This window comes from Mesorhizobium sp. M0243 (genome assembly GCF_040321775.1).
In the GTDB taxonomy this organism is placed as follows: domain Bacteria; phylum Pseudomonadota; class Alphaproteobacteria; order Rhizobiales; family Rhizobiaceae; genus Mesorhizobium.
The window spans coordinates 173,668-198,019 of record NZ_JAMYSF010000003.1 but is presented as its reverse complement, the minus strand read 5'-3'; the positions used below and the strand labels follow the sequence as shown (position 1 = coordinate 198,019).

Here is a 24,352-nt window from a genome sequence, read left to right as displayed (position 1 = left end):
CGGCTTCGCTCTGGCTGACACGAGGGGGAAGCGAAGAAGCCTGGGCTCTTACCTACTCGGCCAGCGGCTTGATCGTCTCGTAGCCGTTGACGGATTCCGAACTGGTGCCTTCATCGTAGCGCCGCGCGAGCGCGGCTTGCAGATCGGGAGCATAGAGCGCGGTGAATGAATCCAGCGTCTCGCCGGCACCGTTCTTGAAGGTCTCCTTGACCGCCAGGACATTGTATTTGCAATCGATTCGTAGGTGTTGGCAACCGACATCATCCCGCCGGCCACGGGCCGAAATTCGCTCTGGATGCCGGGTCTCGCCAGAACGAAACCCTTCCTGGCGGACTTGGCATCGACGCAACCGGCGGCATGCGCGGTGCTCGCGCACAACATCGCGGCCAGGATCATCCAGATAGGTGCGGCTTTCATTTTTCCTCCTCCTCCGCTTGCGCAGCGAGACATGCCAGACCCGTGGCGTCATGTCGATGATGGCGCAGAGGCGCTGGACGACCGGCTGCTGTCCATGCTGAATCAGCAGATGATGAATCGCCGTTCGACTGGATCGCTTTCCCGACGCAACTTCCTGGTACAGGCTGCAGGATTTGCCGCGGCCGGCGCCTTGCCGCGGCCGGCCTTAGGCCAGACCGGGCAACGCGTCCAGTCGATCGACGCCACCTTCCTGTTCATCGCCGATGTCCATGCCTGCCGCATGGCGAGCGGCTTGAGCCCCAACTGCCTGCAAGAAGGCAAGACCGACGCAGCGCTGCTGCGCAACGTGGCGGTGCTGAATGCGCTTGGCGACAAGGACTGGCCGGCCGAGATCAATGGCGTCGCCACCGGCCTGCGTTCGGCCGGCAAGATAGGCGCGCCGCTCGGCCTTGTCGTCGGCGGCGACATCACCGACGATGGCGGCGGCCAGATCACCCAGCCGAGCGAGGGCACCCAACTGCTCCAGTTCAGCCAGCGCTACAGCCAAGGCGTCGGTCCGGATCGCGTGCACATGCCGGTTTATGTCGGGCTCGGCAACCATGATCTCGACCAGAACGGGCCGCCGCACCATGTCGACTGGTACCGGCGCGAACTGCGCGACTATGTCGAGGTCAACCATCGCGCCGGCGTGTTCTTCAAGCCGCCAGTGCCGGCCACCGACTATGATGTCGACACCGACTGCTACTCCTGGGACTGGGGCGGCCTGCATCTGATCCAGACGCATCGTTTCGCCGGCGATACCGGCCACGGTGCCGAGAGCAGCCTGCCATGGCTGAAGCAGGACCTGGCGACCTATGCGGCGGACGGCCGCCCGGTCGTCCTGTTCCAGCATTATGGCTGGGACACTTTCTCGGTGGAACGCTGGGATGCCGCCAGGAGCCACTTTGATGATGACGGCACCGGTGCGCCGCATTGGTGGAGCGAGGCCGACCGGCAGGCGCTGCTGGCGGCGCTCAAGGGCTACAATGTCGTCGGCATTTTCCATGGCCACCAGCACGAAACGCCGCTGATCTATCGCAGGGACGGGATCGACCTGTTCAAGCCGAAGGCTGCCTATATGGGCGGTTTCGCGCTGGCCAGGGTGACCAGCAACGGCATGGACGTGGTGCTGGGCGAGGCGATCGGCGATAATGGCGAGGTCGTGTTCACCAATGCTTTCAGCAAGGGCTGGAGCACCTGAAAAAGGCGGCCTTCGCGACCGCCTTTCCCTCGATAACAACGCGTTCCTCGATGCGGATCAGAGCGCCTTCCTGACCTTGTCCTTGACGTCGCCATAGGCCTTCTGCACCTTGCCGGCGATCCTGTCGGCCGTGCCTTCGGCCTGGGTCTGCCGGTTGCCGGTCTTGCCCGCGGCTTCCTTGACCGAGCCCTTGACCTGCTTGGCCACGCCCGCGACCTGATCCTTGTTCACCATTTTTGCGCATCTCCCGGGATTTTGAATTCGAAGGAATTCATTGCGGTAGCTAACGAGCCGATGTCGGTTAGGTTCCAGGCGTCGCCCGGACGGCAGATCAGGTCGCGCGGCCGCCGCCTGGGGCAAGGTCGGTGGGCTAGGCTGTGAACACGCGTTGGCAATGGGATTTTGGAGGCCGTGCGTGCGGGGAGAAAAATGGCAGAATTTACGCTCTATATTGGCAACAAGTGTTTCTCCTCATGGTCGCTGCGGCCATGGGTGGCGATGAGGCATCTGGAGATCCCGTTCGAGGAAGGTTTCGTGCGGCTGCGCACGCCTGAAACTTTTGCCAATCTGGCAAAAGTGTCGCCGACCGGTCAGGTGCCGGTGCTGAATCACAACGGCAAGATCGTCTGGGAAACCCTTGCCATCCTTGAATATCTCGCCGACCTGTTTCCCGAGAAAAAGCTCTGGCCCGCCGATATCGACGCCCGTGCGCTGGCGCGTTCGGCCGCGACCGAGATGCATTCCGGCTTTCGCGAGGTTCGCTATGGCTGGCCGATGAATTTGCGTCGGCCGAAGGGCCACAAGCCGCTTGACGCCGAGGGCGAGGCGCAACGCGCCCGCATCGAGGCGCTGTGGCGCGAGTGCCGGGAAAAATACGGCAAGGGCGGCCCGTTCCTGTTCGGCCACTTCACCGTGGCTGATGCCATGTATGCGCCTGTCGTCACCCGTTTCGATACCTATGGCGGCACGCTGGCGCAGGATACGCGCGCCTATGTCGATGCCGTGCTGGCAACGCCGGCGATGCGCCACTGGTATGCCGAGGCGGCCAGGGAGACGTGGCCGGAACCCGGCCCGGACGAATAGGATCCAAACCAAAACGCCCCTCGCACCTTTTATCGTGCGGGGGGCGTCTTTGCCATCAACTGTTATTCGATTGCTCTCATGAACTGCTGATGACACCGAATAAATGCGCGTCTGCGCAGATGGTTCCTGGATGCCGGAAAACTTTTTTCAAGTTGGCGCAAGCGCGCTGTTTGGGGTCCGATTTGCCGTCATGTCAGGTGTTTTGGCCAGGTGGTTTGGGAGAATTCCGCAGCTGTGGCTTTATGCAAATTTGACAGCGCCCCAAAAGAAGCCTATAAGCAAATCGTCGATATTTGTTTGACTGACTTTTGTTATCCGCGCTTTCGAGCGCGCCTTTGACGAACTTCCCACATCAAAAATCGGGACAAACGACGTTGTGCATCCGCATGGCGTCGAACGAATATTTGCCATGGAAAGGGTTCGTCATGAGCACCGGCACAGTTAAATGGTTCAACGCCACCAAAGGTTTTGGTTTTATTCAGCCTGACGACGGCTCGGCCGACGTTTTTGTCCACATCTCGGCCGTAGAGCGCGCCGGCATGCGCGACATCGTCGAGGGCCAGAAGCTCGGCTACGAGATGGTCCGCGACAACAAGTCGGGCAAGATGTCCGCCGACCAGTTGAAGGCGGCCTGAAAAACGAATTCAGCTCTCCCGGTGACCACGGATGTACTGGCACCGGTGAGTGGCGAATTCGGGCGCATGGCCGCGGAGACCTGAGTTTCCACGGCATATCATGTGCATAAGCAGGGCGTTCCCGTGCACCCCCGGTGCATCCTTTTGGATGTCGTCTGGTTGCGCGACGCTCTCATGGAAGGTCAGGCGGTGCCTGGCCTTTTTCATTTTGCGCGCCTTACCGCCGAAAGTGCGCTGCGCGCCGGCCTGGACGTGCTAAGGGACGCTCCAGCAATTTGAATTCGCCGCGCGTATTGCTTTGTGCGTGATCCTGACCGAAGACCCGGTCTCGCTCCATCGGCACAGGCTCCTGACAGGAGAAAGATTTGACCACCAGTTCAAAGACAACCGTCGATCAGGCCGTGTCCCTGTTCAGCAAGACGCAAACCCAGTCGATGTCGCTCAACCGCATCAATTCCGAGCGCGACGCCGTCAGCGAGGCACGCGAAGCCAAGACCGCGCGGCTGCGCGAATTGCGCCTGGAGAAGGAGGCCGACGAGATGGCCGCCGCCGCCGCGCTAGCCGCTTTGCCGAAGCGGGCCGGAAGACGCTGATGGCCACCAAACGCGTACCGCCAACACCGATCGCCGCCGATGCAACCATTGCCGATATGGTCGAAGGCCTCGACAAGCCGGTCGAATTCGTACGGCGTGTGCTGGAAAAGCTCGAACGCTGCAAGCGTGCCCACGGCGATGCCCAGGTGCGCGTCGGCGTGCGCGGCCGCGCCGAATGCCCGAATTACCTGATCGAATATGTCCGTGAAGACGCCAAAACCCATGAGCGGGTGACTTATCAGGACGCGGCCTACAGCGGCAGCACGCATCGCGAGCTGGCGGCCCATCACATCGAGGCGGTGAAAAACTGGTCGCCCGAGGAAATGAACATCACGGCCGTTTCGGCGCTGATCGGCCGCCTGCGCAATCCGCGCGCCCCATCATCGCGCTTCGCCGACGAGGACTGACATGGCCATAAAATTCTCCTCCAAGGATCAGCCGGCAGCCTCGGGTGCCGCGGCAAAACCGGCTAAGCCGGTTGCCGCGCCGAAGGCCGGCGACGCCATCGAGGCCGCGACCGATCTGTTCAAGTCGCCGGCGGATTCGCCGAAGGGCAAGACGGCTAAGAAGAAATAGCGCCTTGCCGCAAGACGCCGATCGCAACCCCGCCGCGCCAGGGCTGTCCGCCCTGGTGGCGAGCGTTTTGTCGTCGCAACAGGGCACCTTCGATTGCCAAAGCTGCGGTGCCTGCTGCTCCTATTCGGCCGAGTGGCCGCGCTTTTCCACCGAGGATGACGCGCAGCTCGACCGTATCCCGGAAAAATATGTCGCATCTGACCTGTCAGGCATGCGCTGCGAGGGCGTGCGCTGCTCGGCGCTGTCCGGCGAGATCGGCAAGTCGACCGCTTGCGGCATCTACGACGTCCGGCCAGACGTCTGTCGCGCCTGCATGCCCGGCGACGAGGAGTGTCTGATGGCACGCCGAGCGCTCGGATTGCCGGTGTAGCCAAGCTCCGATCACCTCCGCTTGTGCGCCGACCCGCAGCCCGATACGTTCCTGGCCGGGTCGGGTGCCGGAGGAACCATCGTGAGCATCGAATTTCTGTTGACGTCGCTGATCGTCGTGGCTTCGCCCGGCACCGGCGTTCTCTACACGCTGAGCGCCGGCCTTTCGCGCGGCGCGCGGGCCAGCGTCATCGCCGCCTTCGGCTGCACGCTCGGCATCATCCCACACATGGCCGCCGCCATCACCGGCCTTGCGGCGCTGCTGCACACCAGCGCGCTTGCCTTCGAGACGCTGAAATATCTCGGCGTCGCCTACCTCCTCTACATGGCCTGGAACACGCTGAAGGAAAATGGCGGCCTCAGCGTCGAGCAGGATGTGACGCCGCGCTCGGCCGGCAAGGTGATTGCCACCGGGATCCTCGCCAACGTGCTCAATCCGAAACTGTCGATCTTCTTCTTCGCTTTCCTGCCGCAATTCGTCAGCACCACCGAGCCCAATGCGCTGTCGAAGATGCTGGAACTGAGTTCCGTCTTCATGCTTTTGACCTTCGTGGTTTTCGTCGGCTACGGCATCTTCGCCGCCTCGATCCGCAGCCACGTCGTCTCGCGGCCAATGGTGTTGACCTGGATGCGCCGGACCTTCGCCGGCGCCTTCGTCATGCTCGGCGCGAAGCTGGCGCTGGCCGATCGGTAGCGCCACGGGGAGCGGTTCAGTCTCGCTGATCCGCTCCTCTTTGTTGCGCTATTCCGGGCGAAAAGCCGTTATGCGCTTTCGGGGAATTGCTCGGGCACGCTACCCCTTCACATAGCCCATCGCTTCGACGATCCGCCCGCCGGCCACGCGCATGAGGTTGACGCCGCGCAGCGAATTGCCGTCGGTCATGAAATAGCGCCAGCGGATCGTTGCCCGGTCGCCGGCAACGAAGGTTTCCTCGATATCGAAGCGCGTGCCGGCCTGGGTTGCTATCGCCGCCCAAAGCCCGACGCACGCCGCTTGGCCGGCATAACGGGCGCCGTCCGGCGCTGGCACGGTGTTCTCGATCACGCAATCCTCAGCCACCAGCTCGGCGAGTGCCGAAGGATCATGGCGTTGGAATACGTCGTTGTAGCGCCGCATGATCTCGGCCGTCTGCTGGGACAGGTCGTACGCGGCTGCGTCCAGGACAAGCTCCTGTGTCATCTTCTTTCTCCTGGCTTCATTGGCCTTTGGTGGCTTCGACGAGTGTTGCCTTGAGGGTGATCTGGGACACGCCGGCAAGGGCCCGCGAGACGAGGCAGCCCGCCTTGGCGGACTGTGCAAGGCGCTCGAATTCACCTTCGGCAAGTCCCGCGACCTCTGCCTCGGTTTCGAGTTCGATGCGGGTGATCGTCGGACCGGCAGCGGTTGCGCCAAGATGCACCTTGGCGACGGTGCTGATGCTTGTCGGAACATGATTGGCGTTGCGCAGTATGGCGCTCAGCGCCATCGAGAAGCAGCCTGCATGCGCTGCGGCGATCAGTTCCTCCGGATTGGTGCCCGGACCGTTCTCGAAACGCGACGGGAAGGAATAGGCGCCTTCGAAGACGCCGCTGCCGAGCCGCAACCGTCCCGAACCTTCCTTCAGCGTCCCCTGCCATTTGGCCAAGGCTTCACGAATTGTCATTGTCGTTCTCCCTTCGCATGGCATTCCTTAGGAATATATAGACTGATCTACATATTATGTAGACCGATTGTCATATTCTGCGCAAGGCCTATAATGATTCCTGCTGACAGAGGTTGACATGGCCAACGACACCCGCACCCGCATACTCGAGACGACTGGGCTGCTGCTCAGGCAGCGCGGCTATCACGGCACCTCGCTCAACGACATATTGAGCGCCAGCGGCGCACCGCGGGGCTCGCTCTATTTTCATTTTCCCGGCGGCAAGGACCAACTGGTCATCGAGGTGACGCGCGCTAGCGTTGCCGACGTGACGGAGAGGCTGGGCGAAGCGCTGGCTGCCGAAAAGGATCCGGCGGTGGCCGTCCATCATATCTACCAGTCGGTGGGGCGCATGCTGGAAGACAACCAGTTTTCGCTCGGCTGTCCGGTCGCGCCTGTCGTGCTGGACTCGCCCACCGACGTGCCGGAACTGGCGGAATTGTGCCGCTCGGCCTTCGAACAGTGGATAGGCCTGCTGCGGGACGCCTTCGTCAGGGCAGGGGTGCCCGAGCGCCGCGCGCATGCATTGGCACTGCTGGTCGAATCGTCGCTGGAGGGGCTGATGGTGATCGCCCGCGCCACCCGCGACCGCGCTCCGATACAGGCCGTGGCCGATGAAGTGGCGGCGCTGATCGAAGCCGCGGTGCTTGCCGGCGAGGTAAAGCAACGCGCGGATGCCGCCGTCTGAGAGGCCACGACGACCGCTGCGCAAAACAAAAAGGGCGGCATCTCTGCCAGGCATCTCTGCCGCCCTTTCCGTATCTGAAGGCTGATAGGGCTGGATTAGAAATCCATACCGCCCATACCGCCCATGCCGCCGCCCATGCCGCCAGGCATGCCGCCGCCGCCAGCCGACTCCTTCTTCGGAGCCTCCGCGATCATGGCTTCGGTGGTGACCAGCAGGCCGGCGACCGAGGCCGCGTCCTGGAGAGCCGTACGGACGACCTTGACCGGATCGACGATACCCATGGCGATCATGTCGCCATATTCGCCGGTCTGGGCGTTGTAGCCGAAGGTCAAGCCCTTGTTCTCAAGGATCTTGCCGGCAACGATCGATGCTTCCGCACCGGCGTTGGCCGCGATCTGGCGGGCCGGAGCCTGCAGCGCACGACGAACGATGTTGATGCCGGCGGCCTGGTCGGCGTTGACGCCGGTGGCCTTGATGTTGGCCGAAGCGCGCAGCAGGGCTACGCCACCACCAGCAACGATGCCTTCTTCGACGGCCGCGCGGGTCGCGTTGAGGGCGTCATCGACGCGGTCCTTCTTTTCCTTGACTTCGACTTCCGTCGCACCGCCGACGCGGATCACCGCAACGCCGCCGGCGAGCTTCGCCAGACGTTCCTGCAGCTTCTCCTTGTCGTAGTCCGAAGTGGTCTCTTCGATCTGCTGCTTGATCTGGGCGACGCGGCCCTGAATCTCGGCCTTCTTGCCGGCGCCGTCGACGATGGTGGTGTTCTCCTTGGAGATCGACACCTTCTTGGCGCGGCCGAGCATGTTGAGGCCGACGTTCTCGAGCTTGATGCCGAGGTCTTCCGAGATGACCTGGCCACCGGTGAGGATGGCGATGTCTTCCAGCATGGCCTTGCGGCGATCACCGAAGCCCGGCGCCTTGACGGCGGCGATCTTCAGGCCGCCACGCAGCTTGTTGACGACCAGCGTGGCCAGAGCCTCGCCTTCGACGTCTTCCGAGATGATGAGCAGCGGCTTCGAGGTCTGCACGACGGCTTCGAGAACCGGCAGCATGGCCTGGAGGTTGGACAGCTTCTTCTCGTGCAGGAGGATGTAGACGTCCTCGAGCTCGGCAACCATCTTGTCGGCGTTGGTGACGAAGTAGGGCGAGAGGTAGCCGCGGTCGAACTGCATGCCTTCGACGACTTCGAGTTCGGTCTCGGCGGTCTTGGCTTCCTCAACCGTGATGACGCCTTCGTTGCCGACCTTCTGCATCGCTTCCGCGATCATCTTGCCGACCGACTCGTCGCCATTGGCCGAGATCGTGCCGACCTGGGCAACTTCCTCGGAGGTCTTGATCTTCTTGGCAGCCTTGCCGAGCGCCGCGACGACTTCGACGACGGCCAGATCGATGCCGCGCTTCAGGTCCATCGGGTTCATGCCGGCGGCTACCGCCTTGTGGCCTTCCTGGACGATCGACTGTGCCAGAACGGTCGCGGTCGTGGTGCCGTCGCCGGCAATGTCGTTGGTCTTCGAAGCAACTTCGCGGACCATCTGCGCGCCCATGTTCTCGAACTTGTCTTCAAGCTCGATTTCCTTGGCGACGGTGACGCCGTCCTTGGTGATGCGCGGGGCGCCGAACGACTTGTCGATGACGACGTTGCGGCCCTTGGGGCCGAGCGTGACTTTCACCGCGTCGGCGAGGATGTTGACGCCGCGCAGCATGCGCTCGCGGGCATCACGGGAGAATTTTACGTCTTTGGCAGCCATTTTTAGCTCCTGGCAGGGGCTTTGATCGAGCCCGGGAATTCAGTTGACGGGGAAAGGCCTGATATCAGCCGATGATGCCCATAATGTCGGATTCCTTCATGATCAGAAGGTCTTCGCCATTGAGCTTGACTTCGGTGCCCGACCACTTGCCGAACAGGATGCGGTCGCCGGCCTTGACGTCCAGCGGGACCAGCTTGCCAGCTTCGTCACGAGCGCCGGAGCCGACAGCGATGATCTCGCCTTCCTGCGGCTTTTCCTTTGCCGTGTCGGGGATGATGATCCCGCCAGCGGTCTTGGATTCGGATTCGACCCGGCGAACGACCACGCGGTCATGAAGCGGGCGGAACTTCGACTTTGCCATTTTTTCTTCCTCGATGAGAACGGTGAGAAACAGTTCCTCCATCCGGCGGCGCCGGACATATGAGTTAGCACTCACCAATGGAGAGTGCTAACGTGGCGCTGAAATAGGCTGACGGCGCGCCGGAGTCAAGGCGCTCGGAGCGCCTCTTGGCGGCATGATGATGAACTTACCGGTGCCTGGCCGAACCGAGTACCAGAAGCGGGCACCGTTCGGCCAGCGGATAGCTGCCGCTCGGCACGACGCGCACCTCGCCGAACCAGTTGGCGGCCTCTTCGATCAGCGTGGCCAGGGTCGCGAAACTGTAGCTTATGTCCGAGCCGGCATAGACGTCGATCGTGTTGATCGAGGTCATGCTCCAACCCGTCCTTGCGGCAAGAGCTTCGCGGTCTGGGAACAGGCTGCCGAAGGTATCGCGGATCGTTCCCACCTTGATGGTGAAATCGCGGTCGTTCGTCGTGGACGCCATCGCGATCCGCCATTTGAGCGCGTGGAAATTCTCGACCCCGCCGGCCAGAACCAGAGCTTCGATGCCGCGCAGATCATCTGCCGTTTCCGGTCGTGCGAAGACGCGGATCGCTGCGCGCCTGCCAGGCTTCAGCACCCTGGCGACCTCGCCAAACAACGAACTGCGCGCCGCCTGGGAATCGACCGCCGACAGGCATCCGTCGCCGATGACGGCGTCGATGCTTGCGTGATCCACGGGCAGGTCAAGCCAGTTGCCGGCGATTGCCCTTCGCGAGCCGTCGTCGCCGGCCCATACGCCGGAAATCATGGCCGCCGACTGGTCGACCGCCAACATCGACTTGCCCAGAATTGCCAATTCCGGGGTCACCCCCAAGAGCAGGACATCGGCATTTCCGAGATCAAGTTCGCGATCGAATATAGCGACGGTTTCCGCTGTTGGCCGGAGCGGCGCTTCCAGAAGTTTCCAATGGCGGTGGTAATCGTCCCAATGATTTGTCATGCAATTTTATTAACCCCTGGACGCCTGGATTTAGATACCCGCCGGGGCTTAATAGAGGTCGTCGGACAAGCCAAGACATTTCAAGAATTTACAGACAGTCCAAGAGGTAGATAGTGGCGCGCATCGTTGTGATAACGCACGAGCATGACAGGTTCCTGGGCAGGCGCGACATCCTGCTGCGCAGGAGCAGCCCATACATGCTGTTCGACATTCTTGCGGAATTGAAAAGGCGCGGCCACTCGGTTCAGGTTCAGCAAGGCCTGTCGAAGCTGGTCAGCGGCGATATGGCGGTATTGCATGTCGATGCCACGGTGACGCCCACGGACTATGTCGACTACGCCCGGAGTTTTGCCTTCTGCCTCAACATCGGCGCCGACGACATATCCAAGCGGCGGATCAGCGGCGCATTGGTCGACAGAACCGATAGCTGGCAAGGTCAGGTGATCGTCAAAAGCAATCTCAACAATCGGGGTATTCCGGAGACGCTCCTCAACCGGCGATCCGAGCGCGCCGGGAAACAGCAGCCGTTTCCGCGTTTGCCAACCTTGCATCCTTATGAGGTCCATGGATCTCTCGGCGACGTTCCAGATGGCGTCTTTGATTGCGACGATCTCGTCGTGGAAAAGTTCATTCCGGAGAGAGAACCCGACGGTTTTGCTGTTCGTTTCTGGGTGTTTTGCGGAGAGCGCGAGCGCTGCACCCGCTACGTCTCTCCGAACGGGCTGGTCAAGGCATCGGAGACGATCCGGCGCGAGCCCGTCCCGGTGCCCGACCAATTGCGTGAGCGTCGGCGTGAACTCGGCTTTGACTATGGAAAATTCGATTTCGTCATGCATGAGGGCAGGGCCGTCCTCCTCGACGCAAACAAGACTCCCGGCCGTCCGCAAAATCTCGTCAAGATGTTCGCGGCCGGCGCTTTCGATCTGACACACGGCTTCGAAGGCCTCATCCCTCGAGCGAAATAGGCCGCGGCTGAGATCGCCACGGCTACAAAAACAGCCGCAGCTGGGTGTGAATGATAGACCGGTAATCCTCGATGGTCTGGCGGCTTTCCGGTTCGCCCTCGGCGAGCGCCAGGCGCACCACGCCGCCGGCGAGCTGGAAGATCAGCAGAACCATGCGTTCGAACTGCTCGCGCCTCTCGGGCTCGAGCAAGGCGATGACGTGGTCGCAGAACATTTTGGCTTGGTACCGGGTTTCCGCGATGTCGAGGTTCTTGAGCGCCTTGTCGGCCTGGATGGCGTTCTGCAGATCCTGGATGGCCGGATCGCCGGCGACACGGTTGAGATAATCATCGAGCAGCCGGTCAGCGGCCACGATCACATCCTTCGCCTCGTGGATTTCGGCGATGATCGTCGTCAGCCGTGCCCGGCTGACCTCTGAAAACCGTTCATAGAGCATCGCCAGGATCGCCGATTTGTTGGGAAAATAGTGGTAGACGGTGGCGATCGGCCCGCCCGCCAGCATGCCGACCTCCTTCATGGTGACGGCGTCGATACCCTTTTCCCCGATCAGCCGCATGGTCGTCGACAGGATCGCGTCGATGCGCTCGCGGCTGCGTTCCTGCTTGGGCCTGCGCCTCGGCTCGGTCGCCATTCTTTTCAATTCGGTCATGCACCGATCTTTCGCACGATTTTCAAATTCCGGTTGACAAGAAATATGATCAAGTATCAGTTTCTGAAATACTGACAGGTTGTCAGCTTTTTTGCCGCACGGCAAGGACGTTGGGAGGCGCCTTTGGCTTCGACAGACACCGGCCATGCAGGCAGTGGCGACTGGCTGGTCGGTAATCCGACCGGCTGGCAGCTTGCCTCGGCCCTGTGGATCGGTTCGGTCGGCCTGCTCATCCTCGGCCTGCAGCCGGTGCTGCTTGGCGCCCTTTATACTGAGGGCCATGTCAGCGGCGACGCACTGGCGCTGGTCGCCACCGCCGAGATGATCGCCATTGCCATCGGTTCGGCCGTCGTGGCGATGCTGCTTTCGGCCCACCACATGCGCTGGAAAAGTGCCGTCCTTCTGCTGCTGCTGGCGCTGGCCAATATCTGGACGGCTTATGCCGCGAGCGCCAACATGCTGATTGCGGCCCGCGCCCTGGCCGGGCTCGCCGAGGGCGGTCTGGTCGCCATCGCCACCGAACTGATCGCCCGCTCGCGGCGCGCCGAGCGCATCGGCGGCTATTTCGTCACCATGCAGACGCTGGCGCAATGCGCGCTCGCCTTGTTGCTGGCGCTCTATGTCATCCCGGCCGCAGGGTCGGCGGGCGGCTTCATCGTGCTTGCCGTCGTCTGCGTCGTGTCGCTGGCGGTCGCCTTCACTGTTCCCGGTGACTATGCCGACCTGCCCAAGGAGGAGAACCTGGCCAATGTGCTGACGCTTCCCTCGATGACCGCGCTGCTGTCGGTCTTCTGCTATTTCATGTTCTTCGGCGCGGTCTGGGCTTTTCTGGAGCCGCTAGGCGCGCAATACGGCATCGATGGCCGCACCGTTGGCCTGATCGTCTCGGCCAGCCTCGCGGTGCAGGTCCTGGGGGCGATGACGGCGACCGCGTTCGAGGCGCGCATCGATTATCGCCTTGCCATCGCGGCGATCGGCGTCGTCGCGCTTGTCAGTTCCCTGGTTCTTGCCAGTAGCCCCGGCCTGACGACGTTCTGGGTCGCTGCCCTGGCCATGGGCTTTATCCTGCTGTTCATCGTGCCCTACCAGATCCGTCTGGCGATCACCGCCGACGAGACGCGCACCGCTGTGCTGCTGGTGCCGGCAGCCCAACTTTTCGGCCTGGCGATCGGACCCATCGCGGCGTCGCTGCTCATTGATGGCAAGGATTTCCGGCCGGTGCCGGAATTCGCCGCCGCCAGTGCGGTGGCCAGCGTGGCGCTGCTCGGTCTGTTCGTCCTTGTGTCGCGTCGCCGTCGTGCGGTTGCCTGAGCGGGGAGGTGGGATGTCAAACATTTGGAGCAACTGGTCGGGCTTTGTAAGTGCCGAGCCCAAGCTGATCGCCAGCCCCGGCGATGCCGGTGAGCTCGGTGATCTCGTCCGGACCGCGCCTGGCCCGGTGCGCGTCGCCGGCGCCGGTCATTCCTTCACGCCGCTGGTGAAATCGCAGGGCACGATCCTGTCCCTGGAGAGACTGGAAGGGCTGGTCTCGCACGACGCTGAAAAACATCAGGCGCGGGTGCGGGCAGGGACCCGGCTCGGCGCGCTGATGGGCATCCTGCAAGGTATTGGCCAGGGCCTGCCCAACATGGGCGATATCGACCGCCAGGCGATCGGCGGCGCGCTGGGCACAGCCACGCACGGCTCGGGACCGACGCTCGGCGCCTATCACACGCAACTGGAGACGGTGCAGATCGTCGACGGGCTTGGCAAGCTCCGCGACTTCAAGCGGGCAGGGGATCAGGACATGATCCATGCCATCGGTGTCGCGCTCGGCGCTTTCGGCGTGCTCACCGAAGTGACGCTGAACAACATCGCGACCTACCGGTTGCGCCGCCGCAAATGGGTGCTGCCGATCACCGAGATGCTGCGCGATTTCGAGGCAATGATGGCCGCGCATCGCTCGGCCGAATTCTACTACATTCCGTTTTCCGGCTATGCGCAGTTCATCGCCAGCGATTTCAGCGACGCCGCACCCACCACACGGCCGCCGGAAGAGGACGAGGCGGGTTTGAGGACACTGCGCAGGCTGCGCACCTCACTTGCCTGGCTGCCATCGCTGCGTGGCCGTCTGATCCTGGGCGCCATCGCCAAATTGCCGGCCGAGGACTACGTGCAGGACTGGCTCAACGTCTATGCCAGCGACCGGCAGACCAAGTTCAACGAGATGGAATATCATTTGCCGTTCGAGGAAGGGCCGAAGGCGCTGGCCGAGATCATCGAGCTGACCGAGAAGCGTTTTCCCGAGGTCTATTTCCCGATGGAGGTGCGCTCGGTCGCGCCGGACCAGTTCTGGCTTTCGCCATTCTACAACAGGCTGACCTGCTCCATCGCCATCCACCATGATGCAGCGAACGATCCGTTGCCGTTCATGCGGGCGGCAGAGCCGATCTTCCGCAGATATGGCGGCCGGCCGCATTGGGGCAAGATGCACAGCCTGAAAGCGGCGGATCTGAAAAAGCTCTACCCGCGCTGGGACGATGCCATGGCGGTGCGCCGCGACGTCGATCCGCAAAACCGCTTCGTCTCGCCCTATATGGCCGGCCTGTTCGGCATCGAATGATGAGCACCTATTTTTCCACCCTGTCCGATGCGCTGAAGGAAGCCGGCATCTTCCAGCCCTGCCTGCTGCTCGATCGCGACCGGCTGGACGGCAACATTGCCCTGGTAAAGGAGAGACTGGATCCCGGCCTGGCCGTGCGGCTGGTCGACAAATCGCTCGCCTGCCTGCCGCTGCTTGCGCATATCGGCAAGGCGCTCGGCAGTGAGCGCTTCATGACCTTTCACCCGCCGATCAGCGAGGCGGTGCTGAAGGCGTTCCCGGATGCCGATCTGCTCTATGGCAAGCCGATGCCGATCGGTGCGGCAAGGGCTGCGCTGGTGAAGGGTAATGTTGACTGGTCGCGTGTCTGCTGGCTGATCGACAGCGAGGAGAGACTGGCGGAATATGGCGCCCTCGCTGGCGAACTCGGCATCGGCCTGCGCATCGCTTTCGAGATCGATGTCGGGCTGCATCGCGGCGGGTTCGCCAATCCTGAGGCCTTGTCGAAGGCGTTGAGCGCGTTGCCGGCCCGGCTGCATTGCGAAGGCGTCATGGCCTACGAGGCGCATGCGCCGCTCATTCCCGGCCTTTTCGGCGGACCGGCAAAGGCATTGGCCAAGGCGTCGGCGCAGGCGTCGGCGTTCGTCGCCTGTCTCGGCGCCGACCAGCGCCGTATCCTGAACATCGGCGGCAGCAAGACCGCGCTGCTTCATCATGGCGGCATGGCCAACGAGGTTTCGATGGGCTCGGCCTTTGTGCTGCCCAGTGATTTCGATACGCCAGGCCTCGACGGCTTCCAGCCGGCGGCCTTCATCGCCACGCCGATCCTGAAAATGGTCGAGCCGATGCTGCCTGGCCCGCCGGCCGTCACCCGCCTGCTGCAGGCGCTCGGCCGCTTCCCGCGCAAGGGCTGCTATCTCTATGGCGGCAAGTGGATGGCCGAGCCCGTCTTCCCCGAAGGCATGAAGGCGAACGGGCTGCTCGGCCTGTCCTCCAACCAGCAATTCATGGGCTTGCCCGCCGACGCGACCGCAAAGCCCGGCGACTACGCGTTTCTAAGGCCGACGCAGAGCGAAGCCGTGCTGCAGCAGTTCGGGTCGATCGCTGTGTTTTCCGGCGGCGGGATAGTCGATCGCTGGCCGGCGCTGCCGATGGCCTGACCGACTACGCCTTCACCGGTATCCAGATCTCCAGCCCGCCATTGCCGCTGCGTGGGTCGAACTCAGGGCCGTAGCGTTCGAATTCCGGCGCATCCGATATCTCGTGGCCGGAAGCCGGCAGCCATTTGTTCCAGATCGTATTGACCGTGCGGCGGATGGTCGAGATGTGTTCGCGGTGGGCAAAGACCGCATATTTCTGCGCCGGCACCCGCACCCGGCTGAATTCCCTCGGCAGGTCGGAAAAATCAGACACTTCGACGCCGGCGATGTAGTCGAAATTGCCGGCATCGTCGCCGTTGACGCAGACGCCATAGGCGACGTCGCCGGCCTCGCCCGGAATGTTGCCGATATAGGGGCCGAAGCGCTGCCATTGCATCGGAATGGCGGCGCTGGTTTCGCAGCTGTAGCGTTCGCCGAGGCCGGCGATCAGGAACGGCCGGCTGGTCTCGAAACGCGGTGGTTCGAGATTGGTGAGGAAGGACTGGTCCATCAGGATCGGCTCCACGAGGTCGAGCTTGTCGAGTGTGCCTTGCGCGCGCACCAGTTCCGGCGTGGTGCCGAACTGATCGCGGAAGGCACGGGTGAACGCCTCATGCGAGTTGTAGCCGGCGTCGAGCGCGACGGAGAGAATGTCGGGCGCCCCGCCGGCCAGCTTGCGCGCCGCCTCGGTGAGCCGGCGTGAGCGCATGTAGCCCATCACCGAGCGGCCCGTGGCAGCGCCGAAAGCCCGCGTCACATGAAAACGCGACACGCCGCTGCTTTGCGCGACATCGTCAAGCGAGATCGCCTCCGGCAGATGACTTTCGACGAACCACAGCGCTTTCTCGGTCGGGTTCATTTTGCTCCTCGCATTGGCCAGATCATCCTGCCGTTTCCTGGCGCGGCCAGTTTGATCGAAATTGCGCATCCCGCGCAATCGAACCGATCCCGTCACAGTCGCACACCGATATGGCACAGCGGTCGAGCGCCCCTTGCCGCCGACGAGCCAAATTCGGCAGGCTTCGCTTGACAGCGCCAGGCGGCATCCTCTAAATGCGTAATGTTATTACATATCGAGAGCGTGAAATGCATGTTTCCCCTAGCCGGCCCACCACTCCGTCCGAGAAATCCATTGCGAAGCGATTGGGGGAAATCTACGCTGAAGCGGTGATGGTCCCCGAGTCGAAAGGCGAGGGGTGAAAAGGGAACACGGTGAGATCCCCAGGGGTCGAGGCCGTGGCTGCCCCCGCAACTGTAAGCGGCGAGCAAAATCCGTGAATGCCACTGGCCGGCAAGGCTGGGAAGGCAGGATGGCGCAACGACCCGCGAGCCAGGAGACCTGCCATCACTGAGTTGACCGGACGGGGTGTGCCGGGAGGAAACGCGAATCCCGGTCTTGTCGGCCGCTTCGCCAGCTTCCTTCCGTCGCCAGTTTTGGAAAGTGACGGAAAGTTGGACGGCTCTATCGATCATCGCATCATCGTGTGCACGCTTTGCCATCCCGGCAATCTGGCGGGCAGCCGATGACCGTAGCGCTTCTCGAAGCACATGACCTCTGCGCCATGGCCAATGGGCGGGATCTGGTCCAGGCGGTCAGCTTCTCGGTGGCCGCTGGCGATCGCCTAGCCATCATCGGTCCCAACGGCGCGGGCAAGACGACGCTGCTGCGCATGCTGTCGGGCATGCTGCGGCCGAGCTCCGGCGAGGTGAACCTCGGCGGGCGCCGGCTGGGCGGGATTTCCGCCGCCGAGCGGGCGCTGCATATCGCCGTTGTCGGCCAGACCGACCAGCCCGATCCGCGGCTGGCGGTGATCGACTATGTCGAGCTGGGCCGGGTCCCGCACGCTCGGCTACGGCGCAGGAGCGAGGAGCGTGACATTGTCGTCGATGCGCTGCGCCGGACCGGCCTGCTGCCGCTGCTTGGCCGCACCATCGGCTCGCTGTCGGGCGGCGAGCGCCAGCGCGCCCAACTGGCCCGCGCCATCGCCCAGCAGCCAAAGATCCTGTTCCTCGACGAGCCGACCAACCATCTCGACCCGCGCGCCCGCGGCGAACTGCTCGACCTCGTGGCAGGCTTCGAGATGACGGTGATCGCGGTGCTGCACGATCTGGCGCTGGTGGCACCGTTCGCCACCAGGGTGGCGGTGATGAACCATGCCCGTCTGCAAGCGCTCGCCGCACCGCGCGAAGCGCTGACCCAAAAGCTGATTCGCGAAATTTTCGGCATCGATGTGCTGCGTCTGCGCCATCCGACCGAAGACCGCGAACTGACGGTGTTCGATGTTCCGAACCGTGCCGCGCCGCCATCCTGATTGAAGCCGTCCCATATCGATCATCCCGTCCACAGGAGCAAACCCTTGAAACGCCTTGCTTTTTCGCTTGCCTTCTCGCTGCTGGCCTCGACAGCCCTGGCCTTCCCGGTAACTGTCGACAGCTGCGGCAAGCCGCTGACCTTCGATGCGCCGCCGAAGCGCGCCGTCATCCAGGATCTCAACATGGCCGAGATGGCTTTCGCGCTGAAACTGCAGCCGTCGATCGTCGGCCTGACCGGCATCACCGGATGGTACAAGGTGGGTCCTGAGTTCAAGGCCGAGCAGGGTTCGATCCCGGAACTGGCGCCGAAATATCCGACGCTCGAAAACCTCGTCGCGGTCGAGCCCGATTTTTTCTTCGCCGGCTGGTATTATGGCATGAAGCCGGGTGGTGAAGTGACGCCCGACACGCTTGCTCCGCACGGCATCAAGACGCTGGTGCTGACGGAAAGCTGCGTCCATCTCGACAAGAGCCGCCCCGCCGCCTCGATGGACCTACTCTATGGCGACGTCGAGAAACTGGGCAAGATCTTCGGCAAGGAGGCCGAAGCTGAGAAGCTTGTCTCCGGCTGGAAGACGCGGCTCGCCGAGATCACCGCCAAGGTCGGCGACGCCAAGGGAACGCGGGTCTTCCTCTATGATTCCGGCGAGGACAAGCCGTTCACCGCAGGCAAATTCGCCATCCCCAGCGCCATGATATCAGCCGCCGGCGGCGACAACATCATGGCCGACATGGACACCAGCTGGGGCAATACGGACTGGGAAACGGTGGCGTCGCGCAATCCGCAATTCCTCATCCTGCTCGATTACCAGGATGGCGGTGGCTACAGGAAACTGCTCGATTTCCTGAAGGCGCATCCGGCGATGAAGGAGACGGACGCGGTCAAGAACGAGCGCTTCGTCGCCCTGCGCTATGCCGAACTGACGCCGGGCCCGGCCAACATCGAAGCGATCGACAAGATCGCCAAGGCCATGCATCCGGAAGCGTTTTGATGCCTGTGGCCCAAAAGTGCGCAGCGGTTTTGGGGCAACGACATGCATGAACAAAAGATGCTGGAAGTGCGTCGCACGCGTCCTGACAGACACAACGCATTTCCAGGCTTGCGCCATCCGGCATTTGCACTGGCCATGCTGGTGGGAGCGGCGGCGATTGCCGCTCTCGCTCTGCTGTCGATCGCCTATGGTTCGACACTGATCCCGTTGACCGATGTTGTTGCCGCGCTTGGCCGTGCAGTCGGCTTCAGCGGGCGCGACGTGGCAGGACCGGTCGGCAAGATCGTCGTCGACCTGCGGCTGCCGCGCACGATCCTGGCCATCTGCGTCGGCGCCGGCCTCGGCGTCGTCGGTGCGCTGCTGCAGACGGTGACCCGCAACGACCTCGCCGATCCGTTCCTGTTCGGCCTGTCGTCGGGCGCCGCCGCGGGTGCGGTTTCCGTTATCACCGTCTTCGGCGACAGTTTCGGCATCTGGACATTGCCGGTCGCGGCCTTCACCGGCGGCATATTGGCTGCCGGCGTCGTGCTGCTGCTGGTTGCGCGGGTGAGGGGGCAAGGCCCGGAGCGGCTGATCCTTGCCGGCCTTGCCGTGTCCTTCATGTTCACCGCCTTGACCAACTATCTTGTCTTTGCCGGCGATCAGCGCGCCGCCCACTCCGTGCTGTTCTGGACCATGGGCGGCCTTGGCCTGGCGCGCTGGGACAACATCTGGCTCGGCGCACTGGGTGCGGGGACCATTCTGGCTTACGCGCTGTGGAACCACCGCCGGCTCGATGCTTTCCTGGCCGGTGAAAATGCCGCCGAAAGCCTTGGCGTGCCGGTGGCGCGCATGCGCCGGATGACCTTTCTCGTCGCCGCCTTCTCGACGGCTATCCTTGTCTCGGTCGCTGGCGTCATCGGCTTCGTCGGGCTGATGATTCCGCATCTGTCACGGCCGCTGGCGGGCCCCCTGCATCTGCGCCTGGTCGCCAGCTGTGCCGTGTTTGGCGCGGTGCTTTTGCTGGCCAGCGACCTTCTGGCCCGAACGCTGCTGCCGCCGCAGGAGCTGCCGATCGGCATCATCACCAGCTCGGTCGGCGCGTTCTTCGTCGTCACCATGCTGATCCGCAACCGGCTTTGAGTGCGGCCTGGGTCAGGGCCGCGATTACTCTCCCGAAATGCCCAGTTGCACCCGTTGCTTTGGGCGCTTCGACTGGAACAGGGCAAGCAAAAAAACGCCGGCCTGAACGACGACGATCGTCGGGCCGGTGGCTGCGTCGATGTGATAGCTGAGGATCGTTCCCACGACGCTCGACCCGATGGCGGCCGCGGCAGCAATGGCGAGCATGCGCTCAAAGCTCTTCGTCAAAAGAAAGCCGATCGCTCCCGGCGCGATCAGCATGGCGATGACAAGGATGATCCCGACAGCCTTCAGCGAGGCCACGATGGTCAACGCGAGCAGCGTCAACAGCCCGAAATGCAGCAGGTTGACGGGCAGGCCGATCGCGCGCGCATGGGCCGGATCGAAACAATAAAGCAGCAGATCCTTGCGTTTTGCCAGAACGATGAGGATCGCCGGCACGACGATGACCGCCGCCTCGATCACGTCGCGCCACTGGACGCCGAGCATGTTGCCGAACAGGATATGATTGAGATGCTGGTCGGTCTCGACTTTGACGAACAGCACCAGGCCAAACGCGAACATGCCTGAGAAGACGATGCCCATGACTGCGTCCTCCTTGATCCGGCTTTGCTGCTTGAGGTAGCCCGTCGCCAGCGCGCAGCCAAGTCCTGCCACGAAGGCGCCGAAGGCAAGCGGGATCCCGGCGATATAGGCGAGCACGATACCCGGAAGCACGGCATGCGAAACGGCGTCGCCCATCAGCGACCAGCCCTTCAGGACGAGATAGCAGGACAACACCGCGCAAATGGCGCCGACCAGAACGGCGACGGCGAGACCGCGACGCATGAATTCGTGGCTGAGCGGTTCGGCGATCCAGGACCAGATCGTCATCATGACGCGACCTGCGATGCGGCACGTGCCGCCCGGCGTGCGGCGAGCCGCCCATGTTTGGGTGCGAAGACGAAGGCAATCAGAAAGACGACGGTCTGCAGCACCACGATCAGTCCGCCAGTCGCGCCATCGAGAAAGAAGCTGAGATAGGCGCCAACCGCGCTCGTCGCCGCGCCGATCGCCATCGCGAGCAGGATCATGACGCCGAACCGATCGGTAAGCAGATAGGCGGTGGCGCCAGGCGTTACCACCATCGCGATCACGAGGATCGCGCCGACGGTCTGGAGCGCGGCGACGATGCAGGCGCTGAGCAGCACGAAGAACAGGACCCGCAGCCGCCACGGATTCAGGCCGACGCCGCGCGCATGGTTCTCGTCGAAGAACACCAGCATCATATCCTTCCATCGAAGCCCCAGTACAGCCAGCGAAACCGCTGCGATGAGGATGACCTGGGTTACATCCTCGTCGGAGATTGCGAGGATGTTGCCGAGTACGATGGACTGGATGTTTACGGAGGTCGGACTGATCGACGCAATCAGCAGCCCGCCAGCGAACAGCGTTGTAAAGACAAGGCCGATCACGGCGTCCTCGCGAAGTTGCGTCACGCGCCGCACCAAGGTGATGCCGAGTGCGGCGATGAGGCCGGAGGCGAATGCGCCGGCGGCATAGGGAAGGGCCAGCATGTAGGCGGCCGCAACGCCCGGCACCACCGAGTGGGCAAGCGCGTCGCCCATCAGGGCCCAGCCCTTTAGTATGAGATAGCAGGACAGGAACGCGCAGACCATGCCGACCAGGGCGCTGACCCAGATGGCCTTGGCCATGTAGTTGTAGGTGAAGGGTTCCAGCAGGATGTCGATCACGGGGCTGGCGATCCGCTGTCGGGCTTCATCATCTTCTCTTGATCCCGCTCGCCGTAAAGCACCAGAGGACGCTCGTCATCGGTCAGCACGGTCAGGTGGCGAGCGTCGGGGTCGTCATGAAGATCGGCGCCGCCGAGGCGCAGATGCCTCAGCACGCCGCCAAAAGCTTTCGCAAGATTGGCTTGCGTAAACGTTGTCTCTGTTGGTCCGAAGGCCAGCACCGTCTTGTTGAAGATGACGACATGGTCGCAGAAATTGACGATGCTGCCGAGATTGTGCGTCGACACCAACATCAGCTTGCCGTCGTCGCGCATCGACCGAAGGAGATCGATGATCGCTGCTTCGGTCTGAACGTCGACCCCGGTGAACGGCTCGTCGAGCAGGATGATTTCGCCGCCCTGCGCCAGAGCGCGCGCCAGGAACACACGCTTCTTCTGGCCGCCGCTCAGTTCGCCGATCTGGCGCTTGCGAAAATCGGTCATGCCGACCCGTTCCAGTGCCGCGTCGACCGCCATGCGATCGGCTCTGCCTGGGATACGCAGAAAATTCATGTGGCCGTAGCGGCCCATCATGACGACATCTTCCACCAGCACCGGAAAGTTCCAGTCGACATCCTCGCTCTGCGGCACATACGCGACTAGGCCGCGCTTCAGCGCTGCGTGGACGGGCAATCCGGCGATAAGCACTGTTCCGGTCGACGGCGTCAGGAAGCCCATCAGCGCCTTGAACAGCGTCGATTTGCCGGAGCCGTTGACGCCGACCAGCGCGCAGATGGTGGAGGCGCCGAGCCTGAAAGAGGCGGAGTGTACGGCCGTGACCCCGCTTGAATAGCTGACGGTGACGTCGTCCACGTCGATGGAGGCAACGACCCGGCCGCTACCGGTCGATGTTCGATCATGGCTGCTGTCCGGAGCGAGCGCGGTGCGAACCCCGGTCACCCGCCGAACCCCTGGACGATCGTCTCGACGGTGGTTTCGAGAAGCTTCAGATAGGTCGGAACCAGGCCGTCTTCCTCGCTCAGCGAATCGACGTAGAGAACGCCTCCATAGGTGGCTCCGGTTTCGCGCGCGACTTGCTTGGCCGCCTTGTCGGAAATGGTGCTTTCGCTGAACACCACCGGAATCTTGTTCTCGCGCACCAGGTCGATCAGCTTGCGCGCCTGTTGCGGGGTGCCTTGCTGGTCGGCGTTGATCGGCCACAGATAGGCTTCGCGCAGGTCGAAGTCGCGTGCCAGGTAGCTGAAAGCGCCTTCGCTTGTAACCAGCCAGCGTTGGTCCGTTGGGATCGCCGACAGGCGCTTGCGCATGGGCTCGTCGATTGCCTTGATCTTTTCCGAATAGGCGGCGGCATTGGCGGCATAGACCGGGGCGTTTGCCGGATCCGCCTTGGACAGCGCCTTGCGGATGTTCTCGACATAGATGAGGGCGTTCTTCGGCGACATCCACGCATGCGGATTGGGCTTGCCTTCGTAAGGTCCCTCCTTGATCCCCATCGGCTCTATGCCCTCCGTGACGACGGCACTCGGCACGTTCTTCACGTTGTCGAAGAATTTCTCGAACCAGCGTTCGAGGTTCATGCCGTTCCAGAGCACGAGGTCGGCCGATTGCGCCCTCACCACGTCGAGCGGCGTCGGCTGATAATCGTGGATTTCAGCGCCGGGCTTGGTCACCGACTCTACGATTGCCGCGGTCCCGGCCACGTTTTGCGCGATATCCTGGATGATCGTGAACGTCGTCACGACGCGCAGAACCTTCCCTGCCGCAGGCCGGGTCTCCTGTGCCATGACCGGAACGAGGCTCGCCATCGTCGCAAAACCGATGGCCACAAGGCCGCCAAGCGCCCGCTGCATCGTCCTGCGGGTTGGGGAAGCAGAAACAGTCATCGGATGCCTTTCGACTGGAGTTGATCGTCGCCCATGCGCTAGTCACGTCATGCTAATGCAAGTGATTTGCATCTGATATTGCAGTTGCAACTGATTTGCAAGTAGCTAATTGCAGTCGCGTGGCAACGCGGCTAAGTATGACGGATGAAAGCGGACAACGACCTTTTCGAGCGATTCCGGAGCAATTTGAAAGCCGCCGGTGTCCGGATGACCGAACAACGCAAGGTGATCTTGCGGCTGCTGGCGGATGCGCACGACCATCCGGACGCGAACGAATTGTATTCTCGTGCCCACCAGATCGACGGCAGCATTTCCTTGTCGACCGTCTACCGGACGTTGCGGCTCCTGGAGGAGAAAGGCGCCATCCAGCGTCATGCCTTCGACGAGGGCCGCGCCCGGTTCGAAAACGCGGACCGTGAACATCACGACCATCTCATCGACCTCGACACCGGTCAGGTGATCGAGTTCCGTTCCGACAAAATCGAGAAACTGCAGGCCGAGATAGCGTCGGAGCTTGGCTTCGAAATCGTCCGCCACAAGCTGGAACTGTATGTCAGGAAACGCGCTAAATAGCGTGGTTTCTGGTCGTCACCATGCTCATCCGCAACCGCTTTGAG

General features: G+C 62.7%; 30 protein-coding genes and 1 riboswitch. Of the genes, 17 read left to right on the top strand and 13 right to left on the bottom strand.

From position 1 onward, the window contains the following. Positions 1-52 precede the first annotated feature (52 nt). Complete coding sequence (locus tag NKJ11_RS05110) at positions 53-469, bottom strand: hypothetical protein (protein ID WP_352792812.1); 417 nt, start codon at positions 467-469, stop codon at positions 53-55. Positions 470-526: 57 nt separating this feature from the next. On the opposite strand from NKJ11_RS05110, the gene NKJ11_RS05105 reads away from it, so the two are divergent. Further along, positions 527-1,657 carry a metallophosphoesterase gene (locus tag NKJ11_RS05105; protein ID WP_352442936.1) on the top strand — a complete coding sequence of 377 codons (1,131 nt, stop codon included), beginning with the start codon at positions 527-529 and terminating at the stop codon, positions 1,655-1,657. Positions 1,658-1,714: 57 nt separating this feature from the next. Here the strand turns inward: NKJ11_RS05105 and NKJ11_RS05100 are convergent, their stop codons facing one another. Further along, positions 1,715-1,891 carry a CsbD family protein gene (locus NKJ11_RS05100; RefSeq protein ID WP_352792811.1) on the bottom strand — a complete coding sequence of 59 codons (177 nt, stop codon included), beginning with the start codon at positions 1,889-1,891 and terminating at the stop codon, positions 1,715-1,717. Between the two features lie 195 nt (positions 1,892-2,086). Between NKJ11_RS05100 and NKJ11_RS05095 the strand changes: the two genes are divergently transcribed. The 7 genes from NKJ11_RS05095 (at position 2,087) to NKJ11_RS05065 (ending at position 5,607) form a co-directional block, all read left to right on the top strand. After that, positions 2,087-2,740 carry a glutathione S-transferase family protein gene (locus NKJ11_RS05095; protein ID WP_023814142.1) on the top strand — a complete coding sequence of 218 codons (654 nt, stop codon included), beginning with the start codon at positions 2,087-2,089 and terminating at the stop codon, positions 2,738-2,740. A gap of 425 nt (positions 2,741-3,165) precedes the next feature. Next, positions 3,166-3,375, top strand: coding sequence for a cold-shock protein (locus NKJ11_RS05090; protein ID WP_010915421.1), 210 nt, complete (start codon positions 3,166-3,168; stop codon positions 3,373-3,375). Between the two features lie 365 nt (positions 3,376-3,740). Then, a complete protein-coding gene (locus tag NKJ11_RS05085) occupies positions 3,741-3,968 on the top strand; it encodes a hypothetical protein (protein WP_013532399.1) in 228 nt (75 codons plus the stop codon). Further along, positions 3,968-4,375, top strand: coding sequence for a hypothetical protein (locus tag NKJ11_RS05080; RefSeq protein ID WP_013532398.1), 408 nt, complete (start codon positions 3,968-3,970; stop codon positions 4,373-4,375). The genes NKJ11_RS05085 and NKJ11_RS05080 overlap by 1 nt, the downstream gene beginning before the upstream one ends. A gap of 1 nt (position 4,376) precedes the next feature. Next, positions 4,377-4,544, top strand: coding sequence for a hypothetical protein (locus NKJ11_RS05075; protein ID WP_023814145.1), 168 nt, complete (start codon positions 4,377-4,379; stop codon positions 4,542-4,544). A gap of 4 nt (positions 4,545-4,548) precedes the next feature. Further along, entirely contained in the window at positions 4,549-4,914 is a 366-nt protein-coding gene (locus NKJ11_RS05070) for a YkgJ family cysteine cluster protein (RefSeq protein ID WP_023814146.1), read from the top strand. A gap of 81 nt (positions 4,915-4,995) precedes the next feature. Continuing rightward, on the top strand, positions 4,996-5,607 hold the full coding sequence (locus NKJ11_RS05065; RefSeq protein ID WP_031213900.1) for a LysE family translocator: 612 nt from the start codon (positions 4,996-4,998) through the stop codon (positions 5,605-5,607). A gap of 99 nt (positions 5,608-5,706) precedes the next feature. Here NKJ11_RS05065 and NKJ11_RS05060 read toward each other — a convergent pair whose 3' ends face one another. Together NKJ11_RS05060 and NKJ11_RS05055 are read right to left on the bottom strand one after the other, a co-directional pair. Continuing rightward, a complete protein-coding gene (locus tag NKJ11_RS05060; RefSeq protein WP_352792810.1) occupies positions 5,707-6,093 on the bottom strand; it encodes a nuclear transport factor 2 family protein in 387 nt (128 codons plus the stop codon). A 16-nt stretch (positions 6,094-6,109) separates the two neighbouring features. Further along, a complete protein-coding gene (locus NKJ11_RS05055; RefSeq protein ID WP_352792809.1) occupies positions 6,110-6,556 on the bottom strand; it encodes an OsmC family protein in 447 nt (148 codons plus the stop codon). A gap of 118 nt (positions 6,557-6,674) precedes the next feature. Here NKJ11_RS05055 and NKJ11_RS05050 point away from each other — a divergent pair, with 118 nt between their 5' ends. Next, positions 6,675-7,283 carry a TetR/AcrR family transcriptional regulator gene (locus tag NKJ11_RS05050; protein WP_352792808.1) on the top strand — a complete coding sequence of 203 codons (609 nt, stop codon included), beginning with the start codon at positions 6,675-6,677 and terminating at the stop codon, positions 7,281-7,283. Between the two features lie 95 nt (positions 7,284-7,378). Here NKJ11_RS05050 and groL read toward each other — a convergent pair whose 3' ends face one another. From groL to NKJ11_RS05035, 3 genes are all read right to left on the bottom strand, one after another. Beyond that, complete coding sequence (gene groL / locus NKJ11_RS05045; RefSeq protein ID WP_352553866.1) at positions 7,379-9,034, bottom strand: chaperonin GroEL; 1,656 nt, start codon at positions 9,032-9,034, stop codon at positions 7,379-7,381. 64 nt (positions 9,035-9,098) lie between these two features. Beyond that, entirely contained in the window at positions 9,099-9,395 is a 297-nt protein-coding gene (gene groES / locus NKJ11_RS05040) for a co-chaperone GroES (RefSeq protein WP_006203049.1), read from the bottom strand. 166 nt (positions 9,396-9,561) lie between these two features. After that, positions 9,562-10,359, bottom strand: coding sequence for a class I SAM-dependent methyltransferase (locus tag NKJ11_RS05035; protein WP_352611839.1), 798 nt, complete (start codon positions 10,357-10,359; stop codon positions 9,562-9,564). Positions 10,360-10,472: 113 nt separating this feature from the next. Between NKJ11_RS05035 and NKJ11_RS05030 the strand changes: the two genes are divergently transcribed. After that, positions 10,473-11,324, top strand: coding sequence for an ATP-grasp domain-containing protein (locus NKJ11_RS05030; RefSeq protein WP_352792807.1), 852 nt, complete (start codon positions 10,473-10,475; stop codon positions 11,322-11,324). 22 nt (positions 11,325-11,346) lie between these two features. Here NKJ11_RS05030 and NKJ11_RS05025 read toward each other — a convergent pair whose 3' ends face one another. Continuing rightward, the gene (locus NKJ11_RS05025; protein ID WP_352553869.1) at positions 11,347-11,973 is read right to left on the bottom strand and encodes a TetR/AcrR family transcriptional regulator; all 627 of its coding nucleotides are present in this window, start codon (positions 11,971-11,973) and stop codon (positions 11,347-11,349) included. Positions 11,974-12,096: 123 nt separating this feature from the next. Between NKJ11_RS05025 and NKJ11_RS05020 the strand changes: the two genes are divergently transcribed. From NKJ11_RS05020 to NKJ11_RS05010, 3 genes are read left to right on the top strand one after another with little or no spacing between them, the layout of a single operon-like run. Further along, positions 12,097-13,284: an MFS transporter gene (locus NKJ11_RS05020; protein ID WP_352792806.1), complete on the top strand. Its 1,188-nt coding sequence runs from the start codon at positions 12,097-12,099 to the stop codon at positions 13,282-13,284. Between the two features lie 13 nt (positions 13,285-13,297). Further along, a complete protein-coding gene (locus NKJ11_RS05015; RefSeq protein ID WP_352611836.1) occupies positions 13,298-14,575 on the top strand; it encodes a D-arabinono-1,4-lactone oxidase in 1,278 nt (425 codons plus the stop codon). Further along, positions 14,575-15,714 (top strand): DSD1 family PLP-dependent enzyme, encoded by a 1,140-nt coding sequence (locus tag NKJ11_RS05010; RefSeq protein ID WP_352629669.1) that lies wholly within the window; start codon positions 14,575-14,577, stop codon positions 15,712-15,714. The genes NKJ11_RS05015 and NKJ11_RS05010 overlap by 1 nt, the downstream gene beginning before the upstream one ends. 4 nt (positions 15,715-15,718) lie before the next feature. Here NKJ11_RS05010 and NKJ11_RS05005 read toward each other — a convergent pair whose 3' ends face one another. Then, positions 15,719-16,552, bottom strand: coding sequence for an AraC family transcriptional regulator (locus tag NKJ11_RS05005; protein ID WP_352611834.1), 834 nt, complete (start codon positions 16,550-16,552; stop codon positions 15,719-15,721). Positions 16,553-16,847: 295 nt separating this feature from the next. Further along, positions 16,848-17,054: riboswitch (cobalamin riboswitch) on the top strand. A gap of 162 nt (positions 17,055-17,216) precedes the next feature. Between NKJ11_RS05005 and NKJ11_RS05000 the strand changes: the two genes are divergently transcribed. The 3 genes from NKJ11_RS05000 to NKJ11_RS04990 all read left to right on the top strand — a co-directional run bounded on the left by NKJ11_RS05000 (position 17,217) and on the right by NKJ11_RS04990 (position 20,120). Continuing rightward, the gene (locus NKJ11_RS05000) at positions 17,217-18,005 is read left to right on the top strand and encodes an ABC transporter ATP-binding protein (protein WP_352611833.1); all 789 of its coding nucleotides are present in this window, start codon (positions 17,217-17,219) and stop codon (positions 18,003-18,005) included. Between the two features lie 45 nt (positions 18,006-18,050). After that, positions 18,051-18,998 carry an ABC transporter substrate-binding protein gene (locus NKJ11_RS04995; protein ID WP_352611832.1) on the top strand — a complete coding sequence of 316 codons (948 nt, stop codon included), beginning with the start codon at positions 18,051-18,053 and terminating at the stop codon, positions 18,996-18,998. A gap of 135 nt (positions 18,999-19,133) precedes the next feature. Beyond that, positions 19,134-20,120, top strand: a complete 987-nt coding sequence (locus NKJ11_RS04990) for a FecCD family ABC transporter permease (RefSeq protein WP_352611888.1) — start codon at positions 19,134-19,136, stop codon at positions 20,118-20,120. 24 nt (positions 20,121-20,144) lie between these two features. On the opposite strand, the gene NKJ11_RS04985 is transcribed toward NKJ11_RS04990, so the two are convergent. From NKJ11_RS04985 to NKJ11_RS04970, 4 genes are all read right to left on the bottom strand, one after another. Next, complete coding sequence (locus tag NKJ11_RS04985) at positions 20,145-20,993, bottom strand: metal ABC transporter permease (RefSeq protein ID WP_502905551.1); 849 nt, start codon at positions 20,991-20,993, stop codon at positions 20,145-20,147. Beyond that, positions 20,993-21,853, bottom strand: coding sequence for a metal ABC transporter permease (locus NKJ11_RS04980; protein ID WP_352611831.1), 861 nt, complete (start codon positions 21,851-21,853; stop codon positions 20,993-20,995). Before NKJ11_RS04980 ends, NKJ11_RS04985 begins: the two co-directional genes overlap by 1 nt. Continuing rightward, entirely contained in the window at positions 21,850-22,710 is an 861-nt protein-coding gene (locus NKJ11_RS04975; protein ID WP_023813519.1) for a manganese/iron ABC transporter ATP-binding protein, read from the bottom strand. The genes NKJ11_RS04980 and NKJ11_RS04975 overlap by 4 nt, the downstream gene beginning before the upstream one ends. Positions 22,711-22,787: 77 nt before the next feature. After that, a complete protein-coding gene (locus NKJ11_RS04970; protein ID WP_128304802.1) occupies positions 22,788-23,735 on the bottom strand; it encodes a metal ABC transporter substrate-binding protein in 948 nt (315 codons plus the stop codon). A 144-nt stretch (positions 23,736-23,879) separates the two neighbouring features. On the opposite strand from NKJ11_RS04970, the gene NKJ11_RS04965 reads away from it, so the two are divergent. Next, positions 23,880-24,308 (top strand): Fur family transcriptional regulator, encoded by a 429-nt coding sequence (locus NKJ11_RS04965; RefSeq protein ID WP_023813521.1) that lies wholly within the window; start codon positions 23,880-23,882, stop codon positions 24,306-24,308. Positions 24,309-24,352: the final 44 nt, after the last annotated feature.